The sequence below is a fragment of the Streptomyces sp. NBC_01232 genome, assembly GCF_035989885.1.
Lineage (GTDB): Bacteria > Actinomycetota > Actinomycetes > Streptomycetales > Streptomycetaceae > Streptomyces.
Window position 1 is genome coordinate 73,565 of record NZ_CP108520.1, and the last position, 10,960, is coordinate 84,524.

A 10,960-nucleotide genomic window follows, 5' to 3' on the forward strand; every position below is an offset into this window, starting at 1 on the left:
CTTCTTGGCTTACTCAATGTTGGGGGTGTGATTGTGACGACAGCTCAGGACCCGCTGGCTGCGGTCGAGGACCTGCTGTCCCAAGCCACGTGGCTGCCAGCAGTAGATGCTCGTGGACCACTGCGGCGCGCCGCCGGTTTCACTCAGGCTGAGGTGGCAGACGCGCTGGGTGTCGGCCGTGTGCAGGTGGCCCGATGGGAGACCGGTTTCGCAGAACCCAGCGGCGTACGGCGTCGGGCTTACAGCCGCCTCCTTCGAGGGCTCGCGCAGCAGCACCCAGACGTCGTCGCATCAACAGCAGCACCCTAAAAACGCTGAAGGCCGCCTCTGCGCCAACAGAGACGGCCCCAATACAGCTCGACTCGCCCGCCTACCACAGCTACGAGTCGTGTCCGGTGAGGTGACCTCGCCGGGGGTGATGCCCGTGGGCCTAGGCCCGCGTGGTCACCGATACCCAGAATAAGCAGCCTCTCCTCCAGAGGCCACCATCTCCGGGCCCTATCTGGTCACACTGCCGTCCACGGCTCCCCACCAGGGGAGAATTTTCCCGTGTCTGACCTGCACGTCTTCCAGGCCAGCTGCACATCAGGCTGCCACCGCCTCACCCCCGCGCCCGCTTCGCTGATCTTCACCACCCTTACCCGCACCGCCGCCGCGTGTGCCGGCCTCCTGGTTGCCGGAGGTTCCCGATGAGCGAGGCGCACGCCGCTGAACAGCTCGCCGAGCTGCACGGCCCTGACCACAACCCGTTTTACGGGACGTACGTCCGCGACTGGATCGCTCTGTGCGACGACCTGCGGGACGCCGACGTTCGCGGGTACCTGATCCTGCGCTCCCTCGTGTTCGAGGGGAAGGGCGTCAAGAACCGCGTCCGCGTGCTGACCCTCGCCGAGCTGTGCCAGCTCATCCCCGGCCCGAACGGCAAGCCGTCGAGCCTCAGCCGGATCCGGGAGCTGCTGCGGTGCCTGTCGGCGGTCGGGCTGATCACCACTCCCGAGGGTGGTCCGGTCACCACGTCCTCCGGGGGGAAGGCCCAGGGCCGCCCACTGCGAATCAAGATCCATGACCAGCCCGCGAACGCCTTCAAGCCGCGGTGGCCCAACACGGAGGAGAAGCTCGCTTCCATCCGGCCAAAGGCCGAGCAGGCGGCCCTCGAAGCGGCGGAGCGGGACGCCTCCCGTGCGGCCGCCAAGGCTGCTGGTCGGAATTCCGACCAGCAGGACGCTGGTCGGAATTCCGACCAGCCTGGTCGGAATTCTGACCAGGCTGGTCGGAATTCCGACCAGGACTCTGGTGATGACCTGGGAGAACGGGCGGCGCAGTCCTGCTCTTGTCCTTCTCCTTCTTCTACTGCTGCACAACCGGTGGGGTCGGCCGGAGGCCACAGTGCGGGGGGTTTTACGCGTGCGGGTGCGCGTGCCGGCGCGGCGCCTGAAAGTCCGACCGCTGCGGGCGGCTCCGCCGCCGACTCCTCGGAGTCAGCAGCAACGGAGAAGGGGGAGGAGGCCGGCGCCGCGGCGGCGAAGCCGAACAAGCGGGCAGCGAAGGGCCCGCTTCAGGTCTCGGAGCTGAAGCCGGTGGCCGGTGAGGACGAGGTGTACGCGATGCTCGACGCCCTCGGGGTGCTGACCTCCCCGGCCGCCCGCATCTCCACCCTGCGCCGCGCGGTACGGGAGTTCCTGGGGCACTACGCGGACGCCCGCTCAGGGCCGTACGCGATGTACCCGCGCCGCCCCGAGCACGCCGCGCTCCGGCTGAGCATCGGGTGGCACCAGGCCGGGGGCCCTCTCCGTTCAAGCGCCGGCTACAAGGACCGGGATCGGATCGCCCGACCGGTCGGCTACCTCGCCGCGCTGCTCACCACCCACGAGTGCGACCACCCGAACTGTGAGGCCGGCGTGTTCCTCAACACCGGCGAGGAGTGCAACACCTGCCAGTACCGAGCCGCGGAGCGGATCGCCCAGGCGAAGGCCGCGCAGCTCCTCGCCGAGCAGCAGGTTCGCGCTGCCGCCGCGGCGGAGCTCCGGGCCCGGCAGTTGGCGGACGAAAGGGAGCAGGCGCACGGGGAGGCCCTAGAGGAGGACGCGCGCCGGGAGGAGGCCGCCGCCCGCCGTGCAGCCCGGGAAGCCGCCGCAGTCGCCGAGGCCGAGGAAACCGCCCGCCTGCGCGCCGAACTCGCCGAGCAGTTCGCCGCTCTGGACGCCGCTGCAGCCCGGCCGGTTGTCCCTGGCCCGCTCCGCCCCGCCCACGACCAGGACCCCCCAGAGGCCGACGCCTGCCCGGACGAGGAGGACCCGTTCGCCCCCAATCATTTCGAGGACGAGCCCATTCCTGACGGCCCCGTGCCGGACGTCACCGCCGATGCCCCGGAGCAGCCGGCGGCCCCGTGGTCGCTGTCGAGCCCGAACACCCTGTACGAGGCAGCGAAGGCCGCCCTGGCTTCTTAGGCCAGGTCAAACTTTCAAGACCCGCCCGGCGCCCGTTCAGGTGCCGGGCGAGACCTTGGATCCCTAGCGCGCCGGCGCGGGGCCTAGGCGCCTGGTCCGGCGACGAACCCCACCGTCCAGGCACCCCAGCCGTGTGATCGCTTGTCAGGCCCGCAGAGAGGGATACAGGGGCGTATCGACGGTGACGGCCGATAGGTCACGTGCGGCGGGGGGCGATCCGGTTACTACCCGTTCAGAAGCTCTGACCGTGCAACCGGGCAGCCATGCGCGAGCCCGGCCGCCGACGGCCCCAACGAGTAACTGGAGCCCCCTCCCGCCATCCTTCGAACGGGCTCGAACGGAATACTGGAACCGGAGAGCGACACCTCCAGTCTGTAAGCGATTCGGGCTCGGCGCGGCGTGTTCGCTTCGGTAGGCGCAGCGTTCCGGGATTTCAGAGGGTGGGGTGGTCAGTCTGGCTCTTCTGGTTGCGGGCCTTGGCCCGGATCTTCTTGGCTGTGTATCCGGCTCCTGCAATGAGAAGAGCGGAGAGGATGTTGCCCAGTACGTCGTGGCTGAGGAAGCCGGAAAGCGTGGACAGCGTCATGGCGGTCTCCCTGGGTGGTTTGCCGTGGTGTTGGGGGAGAGGTTCGCCGAGCACGGGAGCGTGTTGGGCGGGTAGTTCGCGTTGTGCCTGGTGGTAGGGGGTAGCGGGTTGGACAACGCGTGGTCATGGCTGGACAGGGTGGTCAGGGAGGGGTGGGATGTCTCCGAAGAGGGAGATCAAAGAGGGCACAGCGGCTGGCGATCTGGCGGGGTTCCTCGTCCGGTTGACCCGGGGGGCGACGGTCCGGGAGTTGTCGGACAGGTTCGGCAAGAGCAGTTCGACCTGGGGGAACTACCTCAACGGGGCGCAACTAATCCCCCAGCCGCTGCTGGGGAAGCTTGTCGAGGCGTACACGGTGCCGGGGGCGGCCCGGAATGTGAAGGCGGTACGAGCAAGCGAACTATGGGCTGTGGCCGACCGAGAACGGCGTGGGACCCCTACGGGTGTGGGTTTGGTGCGTCAGCACCAGCGGCGTGACGATGCCCTGCAGCAGGTCATCAAGTACCAGGGTGTGGCGGCGAACGCGGAGAAGCATCTCGCGGAGCTACGGCCGATGCTCGCGTATACGCAGAGCCGGCTGGAGAACACACAACTCCAGCTGCAACAGGCCGGGGAACGGGAACGGGTGCGGATCGAGCGGCAGCTCAGCCAGGCGAGGGAGCGCCTCAGCCGGGTCACCGTCCAGCAGGAGCGGGCGAGGAACCGTCGGATGACGGCGGAAGAGCAGCAGGAGTTCTGGATGGCGGAGGCACTGACCGCGCAGGACGAGATCAATCGTCTGGAACATGAGGCGCGAGACCTGGTCGTTCCACAGGACACACTGATCTTCGTCCAGCAGACCGGCATCAGCGTCGACGACACCGACTTCGACATCCGCCTGGAGCACATCGCGGCCGAAGGCCTTGAAGACGACGTACTGATCGAGACCGACCTCGATCCCGACGCCGACGGGCCTGCCCATGAGCCCACCGCTGAAGCCAGCCCCCAGGACAGGTCTGGACCGAGCCCTGACACGGCATCGGATGATCTGGCGGCTCCACTCCAAGAGGCCCAGGAAACTGTCCAACCCTTGTCCAACCCCTTCTTGGACAACCCTGCCGCGGCCCGGAACGGCGCGGCCTTGCTGTACCCGCTGCGACCTGAGGGCCCATGGGACGTCTCCGAAGTTTCCATGGCATGGGCATTGCAGGGAGGCGTAGACCTCGGAGGTCTGATCGTTCCTGCCGAAGCAGGCGAGGGCAAGGCGCTGCGGGTAGAAGTCGCAGGCGACGACATTGTCGCGGTCACGCTCATCGTGAAGGACAGCGCGATCCAGCTCCAGGCCTTTGCTGCCTCGGGGCGAGGCATCTGGGACGCGATTCGCGAGGAAATCCGGGCGGGGATCATCCAGGCCGGCGGTACGGCCGACGAAGTCTTCGGCGCTCTCGGGCGGGAGCTGCGGGCGAACGTCCTCATCGAACTACCCGACGGAGCGCGTGGCATGCAGCAGGTGCGCTTCGTAGGAGCAGATGGCCCAGGTTGGTTTCTGCGTGCGGTGATCTCCGGGCACGGGGCGGTCCATCCGCAGGATGCGAAGACTCTCGAAGAGATCTTTTGCGACACGGTTGTGGTCCGAGGTGACACGCACCTCAACGATAGGGATCCGATCGTCTTGCGATTGCCCGATGGAGCACAGCTTGCGCCTGACTCTCAGGCGTAGATTTCACGCCTCAGACAGCCTTAGGGTCGGGGGCAGCCCGCGCCGATATGGCGTGCGTGGGTGAGGCCCGGTGCCCGGGATTCCGGGGGCAGTACCACCGGGCCGCCCCCATGCCGAGGCGCGAACTGGTCAGTGGTGTGTGGGGCCTTCGCCGAGTGTGCGGCGGCCGGGTACGGACTGGGGCTCGGGGGCGGACTCTGCCGGGGGAGCTGGCTCGGTGCCCTCGGCGGCAAGGCGGGCCCTGCGGGATTCGGGGGAGGCGGCGGAGGCGCGGGGGCCTGTGCCCAGGGCGCGTCGAGTGTTCACCAGGACAGTGTCCTGCGCGGGCACCAGGGGCAGTTGCCCGGGGGCCGCCTTACGCGCGGCCGCGCGCGACCTCTGCGCATGCGAGGTACCAAACCCCGGTGCTGGCATTCAAGTGGGTGGGAGGGCGCCCGCGATGCAGCCGCCGTGGTCGCCACCCCGACCCGCTGATCGGGGGTGAGTATTGCGATCCTCGGCCTGGTAAACAATCACGCCGCCGGTGCAGTGCGAAGCTCACTGACATGACGTCAATTTCGCCGTGGCAGTGGGCCTTGGTAGCCCTCCTTGTCGTCCTGGGTGTCGCTTTTGTTTGTGTCGCATGGAAACTGGCGAACGGGGCACCGCACCATAGCGCCAAGAGTGGCGTGCTGGCAGGTTTGGGAGGCGGCCTTGTCACCGGATTTGCAGTAGGACTGTCTCAGCTATTCTTGCAGAGTTCCATGGCCGAGACTCAGGCAGAGCAGTCATGGCGTGCCAGCGTGCAGCTAACCCAGACCCTTCATGGATTCGTCCCCGGCGACCATTCCACCAAAGGAATCAGTTTCGCCGGTAAGGATCTCGCTGGCGCCGACTTTAGACAGGCAGACCTTGCTGGCGGAATTTTCCGCGATGCGAACCTACGTGGCGCAAATCTAGATGGTGCCGACCTTAGGGGGGCGGACTTCATTGGGGCTGACCTGCGGGCGGCTTCATTGCGAGGCGCATTTGTCGAGGGCACACGTTTTCAAAGCGCGAACCTTGAGCATGCCCTCTTGGGTGTCGAGTTCAAAGGAGCGCAGGCAAACTATGAAACATGCTGGCCAAGGGGAACCCCTGCCGAGGTTCTGAATAATGTGACCGCAACCGCCTACTACGATGGCAACGGGAAATTCTGGAAGTCCAGTGCGGGGAGGGTAGCCCCATGCGCCAAACTTCCGTAGGGCCTTCAATCTGTCTGCGAGAGCCTCTGTTCCGTTCGTGGTCTGACTGCCGACCATTCCTTGCCCGAAGCCCGGCAGCCAGACCGGCGAGAGACACAGGATGTCCCTGCACCCAGAAACGATGTCTCAGGCGGCTCGGGCTGCCTGCCCGGCGGCTGACCGCCAACTATTGAATGGGCCCATCGGCCGTGCGCAGTTTGGGGTTGCGCCGCTAACCCCACCGGCGTGCGCAGACTGCCACCGCCGGAGAGGTGTGCAGCGCCATGTGCCGCGGACCGTCCGCGGCGGCTCTTTCGAGAGGGATCCTCATGCCCACCGCTACCGACCCGCAGCCCCAGATCCCGCAGCAGCCCCCGCGGCCGCAGCAGCCGGCCACGGATCCGCTCGTGACGCTGTGCCTGGTCATCGTCGGCGCACTGGTCCTCGGAATGGCCGGCTACGTGTGTGTGGCCCCGTCGCTGACCGGGCCGATCGCGACGGTGGCCGGGGCTCTGGCTGCGGCTTTCGGCGTCGTGATCGCTGTCCGTCGGCGCTAACGTGCGTCGGCCCCACAGCGTTTGCACGGGCGGGCTGTCGCCGACGACGGCCTGGTGCTTGAAGTCGATTCGTACGCGGCGAGCCACGCCGCCCTCGAGGACGCGCCGCCCCCCGTGTCGTCGGACCGCTGCCCAGCGGGCGGCGCGTGTAGCTCACGGGGCTGCTTGCCGAACCGACATGGCGGGGCGTACGAGTGTGCAGGTCAGGGCCTGTCTTTGGCGTCGAGGATGTCGAAGGCGTTCGGGACGTCGTCCGTGCTGCTCCAGCCGGGCGCGGCGAGAGCGGAGGGTGCGTCCTGCGTCCATGCGCCGACGCTGGATACGGCTGCAGGGTCCTTGCCGGCGGCGAGTGCGTCGAGCTGCGCGGTGATGGTGTCGAGGTCGAGGAGGCCGGCGGTGTAGGCCTCGAGGAACAGGCCGACGGCGTGGGAGATCGAGACTTCGTCCTGGCCGGCGCGTTTCTTGCCCGCGTCCCACACGGTGCCGGCCACGTTCACCGTGCGGACGACCTTCTCGTCGGTGAGTGTCCGGTCGGTGGGCCTGCCGGTACCGGCAGGGTAGACCTTGGGGACCTGGCGGGGTGCGGTGGCCATGCGGGCGTCGCCTCTCGTCTCGGGCGCGGACCGTATCAGGCCCACGCCCCCACCCTACCCCCTAACTTATATAACTTCTCGGTTTTGACGTCCTTCGGAAATGCGGAGCGAGGTCGGGTGGCCAGGGGCGGCACCGGGGCGGCGACGCCCCACCCCTGCCGAGGCACCCGACGCAACCGAACACGGGGCGAACGAACTTCTATAACTTCTCGGTTTTTTAGGGACTGGCCGCAGGGGCGGGGGTGTGGCCAAGGCCTCGGCCTCGGCGGCGGCGTGCTCGCACGCGTCCGCCAGGAGGGCGGCGCGGTGGGCGAGTTCCGCCGCGCGGCGGGCGGGGAGGGCCGCGCCGGCCTCGGCGGCGTCGCTCGCCTCCCACCCGATGCGCATCCACAGCTCCTGAGCCACTGCGCCGCGGCGCAGGGCGGTCCGGGCGAGGTCCCGGATCCGGGGGAGGAGCGGCGCGGCCCACCCGGGGGTGGTGGTCTCGGGGGTGTCGGTCCACCGGACGGCCGGCCCCTCAAGCGCGACTCGCGCGGCCTGGACGGCCCGTCCGGCGCGCACGGCACGCAACGCGTGTCCGTCCGCTACGTCCTTCCACTCGGCGACGGTCCGGCCCTGGTGACGCTCCGGGACCGTCACGGGCGCGATGCCGACCGCGCACGGTGCCGCGGGTACCGCGTCCGGGTGGTGGGCGGCGGCCGCGGCGCGCTCTGCCCGGACGCGGTGACGAGTCTCGGTAGCGCGCTGGTCCGCGCACCGTACGAGGTGGGCGGCCGCGGAATCCCGGTCCGCATGCTCGGCCGGCCGAGCGTCCCGTCCGGGGGTGATCGCGTACCAGTGGCGTCCCGACTCGCGGACGCGTCCGGCCACGTGTCCGTCGACGTGCACGATGCGGCCGCCGAGTTCACCGGTGGGCAGACCGAAGCTGTGTCGGTCGCTCGCCCCGGACGTCGTGGCCACGGCGGGCGGAGCGTCCAGCACGGACTCCTCCTCCGCACGCACCGCCTCCTCCGCAGCGTGGTCCGCGGCCGCGGCCGCAACCATGGCGTGCGCGGTGTGCAGCCGCTCCAAAGCCTCGCGCATCGCGGTCTCTCCGCCGTAGCGCTGCGCGGAGACGTGCAGGGCCTGCGCGGTCGCCAGCTGTCCGCGCGCGGCCTCTAGCCGCACCTCGGCCTGCTGCACCCGGTCAACCGGCCCCGTGACCGCCCACGCGTGGACGGGCTCCGCGGCGTGGCCGGTGGTGTGCAGCCACGCGACGTACGCCGCGGCGTAGTCGTCACCCGTCCAGTTCTTCTCCGCCCACCCCTCGAACGCGTGCGAGATCGTACGGCCCTCCTCCTCGTGCGCCTCCGCCCACTCCTCGGCACCGCGCAGCACCCGGTGCTGCCTGTTGTCCTCGATGCAGTCCGCGGCGTACTGCTGCTCCTCGGCATCCATGGCGAGCACGGGCAGTGTGCTGACCGGGACTCCGGCGCGCTGCGCGGCGTGTTCGGCGCACATGAGCCGGCCGTCCCGACGGGTGCCCACGAGGTACAGGCGGACCCCGTACGCGTCACAGAAGCCGTTGAAGCCGTCCGCCACCGGGACGCAGCAGTCGCCGACGTCGACAGGTTCCGGCATCCCCGGGATGACCGCGGTCCGCACCTCGGCGGGGATCACGTCCGCCAGCGTGAGCTCCACCTGACCCTCGACAGGCTCCACCCGGAGGCTGTACTGGCCACCGGTACCCCCGTCCTCGCCCCACCCTGCAAGATCACGATTCCGAGTCACCTCCGAGCCCCACCCACACCGCGCGTCGAACCGCGCCGGGCAGTAAGCGTGCTCGATGCACACCCGCGGCTCCACACCCCACCCCAGCTCGGAAGGGTCCTCACACCCGCACTCGCCGTACTCAAACGGGTCCGTCACCTCCGACTCCTCCACCAGAGCCTTCACAGCCTTGAACTGCATGTCCGTCAGCTGCGCACCGTCCCGTACACCCTTGCTCTCCTTGGCCACGTACCGGAAACCCTTGGGACCACGCTCCCAGTACAGGAGCAGGGACACCTCCCCTGCGGTGGTGTACGCCTCCAGCCCAACGACCCATGCGTCCGCGGTCCGGCCCTTCGAGCCGGCCGCGCCGAACAGGGCGGAGGCCTGCCAGTCGTTCTCCTCGGCCGTGCGGATCAGCCGCTCGGCACTGCTGGGGATGACCGCCGCCGTGCCGGACGTCAGAGCAGACATTCGAACCTCCCAAGGGGACCGAACCGGCGGCCTGTCCGGCCGCCCGTTGAGACAACCCTAGCTGAAGTTATATAACTTCAAGCGCGTGTGAAGGCGATAGTCACCCGAACGGAGCATGATCATCGCAAGCTGTATCTGCTGCGGTACAGACGAGACAGGAGCCGCCTGCGATCTCTCGCAGGATCGGAACATCAGTCGAACAACATCTCGACAACGCGAGCGATCCCGAAAGAGCCGCCGCACAAGCGCCATGCTGCTTCGCATGGCTGACTCACCATCGGAAATCCTGCAGGGCAAGCGCTGGTGGCAGCATCTCTGGGTGTGGCTTCTCGGCCTCCTCGGCGCCGTGATCAGTGGGATCATCGTTGCCCTGGTCACCGGATGGCTCGAGGACAAGCCTAGCCCCCGCCCCCAACTCACTATTGAAAAGCTGGTCCGGCCGTTCGCTCAATACGAACTGCAAAAATCCTACCGCGTGATCGAGCGTCGGCTATTTTCGGAATGCGGAATTCGCTCTCTCGATTCAGGCGATCCGCAAGCCCTCAAGTGTTCGGCCGGCAATGACCTATACGACCCTTGCTGGCCAAGCTATGGGAGCAGCAATGATGTCGCATGCCTGAAGTCTCCCTGGGAGCCAGAGGTGACGATCCTCGCCAACGCCACGATCACGGCTCCTTCCCGTGAGCCGAACCCCAACCTGCTGCCCTGGGCGCTCGAGATTCACGACCCCTACAGCAAATCCACTCTCCACTGCTCTCCAATTCCGGGCACGAGTGACGTAATTGCAGACATGCGCGTCAATTGGGATTGCACATATTCGGGCAAAGGGGAAACCGATATCCAAGGCTACGCTATTGGCGCGCCAACAGTCCACCAAGAAAAGCCGTGGACTATTCGCTACAACAAGAAGGGGTCACCCGAAACGGTGCCTGCGAATATCATTGTCGTCTGGCGCTAATGAAATGACGTACATCGGTCGAGCTCGCTGACCCTCCCTGCTGCTTCTCACTGCGCTCTCGCCAAACCGGCCGGGAGCGCAGCTGTGTGTAGACGTTGCTTGTGAAGACGGTTCAGATGGCGTGCATTTTTGGTATGTGGATGGGGGGTTGAGGGGTTGCGCTTTTGGTATTCGGTCAGGGGGGTGTTTCGGTTTTGGTATTTGACGTTGGGTCGGTTTGTGTGGGTCGGGAATTGGTGGTTTCCCTTTTGTTGGCGATCTTTCTGGTGTAGACCATTCGCTGGTGCTGGTCCGGGGTCGTTGTTACGTTCTGTAGCGTGTCGGGGGAGGGGCCGGCGGGGTGGACACTCCGCGGGACCGTGTGCATACTGCTACTGAGAGGGAGCGCGCAGCGCGAGCGGTAAGCCCTCGGCCCCGCAGGGGCCACACCCCGATATCCGGCCCTGAGACACCGTTACAGACGACCTGACGCCCCATCAAATCCCTTCTGACCTGCTGCAATTAAGCCGAAGAACCCCGCGGCAGGCCCTCCCTCCGTTGCCAGCCGGCCACCGCGGACCCGTAGTCCCCGAACAACCGGGACCACCCCGCCGTCACCGCAGGTGACGGCCCATCGGGCCACACTCCGCCCGGCGTCGCGCAGCGACGCAGCCCCCTTGGGAGTGACGCAGTCACTCCGCGTCGTGTCTCCGCAG

Annotated in this window: 9 protein-coding genes; 6 read left to right on the plus strand and 3 right to left on the minus strand. The window is 67.6% G+C overall.

What is annotated here, in order from left to right; translation table 11 throughout:
* Positions 1 to 33 precede the first annotated feature (33 nt).
* Together OG444_RS40900 and OG444_RS40640 are read left to right on the plus strand one after the other, a co-directional pair.
* Entirely contained in the window at positions 34 to 309 is a 276-nt protein-coding gene (locus tag OG444_RS40900) for a helix-turn-helix domain-containing protein (RefSeq protein ID WP_442810812.1), read from the plus strand.
* A 380-nt stretch (positions 310 to 689) separates the two neighbouring features.
* Positions 690 to 2,447, plus strand: coding sequence for a hypothetical protein (locus tag OG444_RS40640; RefSeq protein WP_327267229.1), 1,758 nt, complete (start codon positions 690 to 692; stop codon positions 2,445 to 2,447).
* A gap of 433 nt (positions 2,448 to 2,880) precedes the next feature.
* Here the strand turns inward: OG444_RS40640 and OG444_RS40645 are convergent, their stop codons facing one another.
* Positions 2,881 to 3,033: a hypothetical protein gene (locus OG444_RS40645; protein ID WP_327267230.1), complete on the minus strand. Its 153-nt coding sequence runs from the start codon at positions 3,031 to 3,033 to the stop codon at positions 2,881 to 2,883.
* 157 nt (positions 3,034 to 3,190) lie between these two features.
* Here OG444_RS40645 and OG444_RS40905 point away from each other — a divergent pair, with 157 nt between their 5' ends.
* From OG444_RS40905 to OG444_RS40660, 3 genes are all read left to right on the plus strand, one after another.
* Positions 3,191 to 4,732, plus strand: a complete 1,542-nt coding sequence (locus tag OG444_RS40905; RefSeq protein ID WP_442810809.1) for a DUF3710 domain-containing protein — start codon at positions 3,191 to 3,193, stop codon at positions 4,730 to 4,732.
* Between the two features lie 545 nt (positions 4,733 to 5,277).
* Positions 5,278 to 5,955 (plus strand): pentapeptide repeat-containing protein, encoded by a 678-nt coding sequence (locus OG444_RS40655; protein WP_327267231.1) that lies wholly within the window; start codon positions 5,278 to 5,280, stop codon positions 5,953 to 5,955.
* Between the two features lie 308 nt (positions 5,956 to 6,263).
* Complete coding sequence (locus OG444_RS40660) at positions 6,264 to 6,491, plus strand: hypothetical protein (protein ID WP_327267232.1); 228 nt, start codon at positions 6,264 to 6,266, stop codon at positions 6,489 to 6,491.
* Between the two features lie 203 nt (positions 6,492 to 6,694).
* Here OG444_RS40660 and OG444_RS40665 read toward each other — a convergent pair whose 3' ends face one another.
* Positions 6,695 to 7,084, minus strand: a complete 390-nt coding sequence (locus tag OG444_RS40665) for a hypothetical protein (RefSeq protein WP_327267233.1) — start codon at positions 7,082 to 7,084, stop codon at positions 6,695 to 6,697.
* A gap of 66 nt (positions 7,085 to 7,150) precedes the next feature.
* Entirely contained in the window at positions 7,151 to 9,307 is a 2,157-nt protein-coding gene (locus OG444_RS40670; protein ID WP_327267234.1) for a hypothetical protein, read from the minus strand.
* 262 nt (positions 9,308 to 9,569) lie between these two features.
* On the opposite strand from OG444_RS40670, the gene OG444_RS40675 reads away from it, so the two are divergent.
* Entirely contained in the window at positions 9,570 to 10,265 is a 696-nt protein-coding gene (locus OG444_RS40675) for a hypothetical protein (protein WP_327267235.1), read from the plus strand.
* The last annotated feature ends 695 nt before the right edge of the window (positions 10,266 to 10,960 follow it).

Bases quoted from the DNA above. Each gene is read 5' to 3' on its own strand.
- OG444_RS40640 (WP_327267229.1), top strand. From the start codon at position 690: ATGAGCGAGGCGCACGCCGCTGAACAGCTCGCCGAGCTGCACGGCCCT.
- OG444_RS40645 (WP_327267230.1), bottom strand. From the start codon at position 3,033: ATGACGCTGTCCACGCTTTCCGGCTTCCTCAGCCACGACGTACTGGGC.
- OG444_RS40905 (WP_442810809.1), top strand. From the start codon at position 3,191: ATGTCTCCGAAGAGGGAGATCAAAGAGGGCACAGCGGCTGGCGATCTG.
- OG444_RS40655 (WP_327267231.1), top strand. From the start codon at position 5,278: ATGACGTCAATTTCGCCGTGGCAGTGGGCCTTGGTAGCCCTCCTTGTC.
- OG444_RS40660 (WP_327267232.1), top strand. From the start codon at position 6,264: ATGCCCACCGCTACCGACCCGCAGCCCCAGATCCCGCAGCAGCCCCCG.
- OG444_RS40665 (WP_327267233.1), bottom strand. From the start codon at position 7,084: ATGGCCACCGCACCCCGCCAGGTCCCCAAGGTCTACCCTGCCGGTACC.
- OG444_RS40670 (WP_327267234.1), bottom strand. From the start codon at position 9,307: ATGTCTGCTCTGACGTCCGGCACGGCGGCGGTCATCCCCAGCAGTGCC.
- OG444_RS40675 (WP_327267235.1), top strand. From the start codon at position 9,570: ATGGCTGACTCACCATCGGAAATCCTGCAGGGCAAGCGCTGGTGGCAG.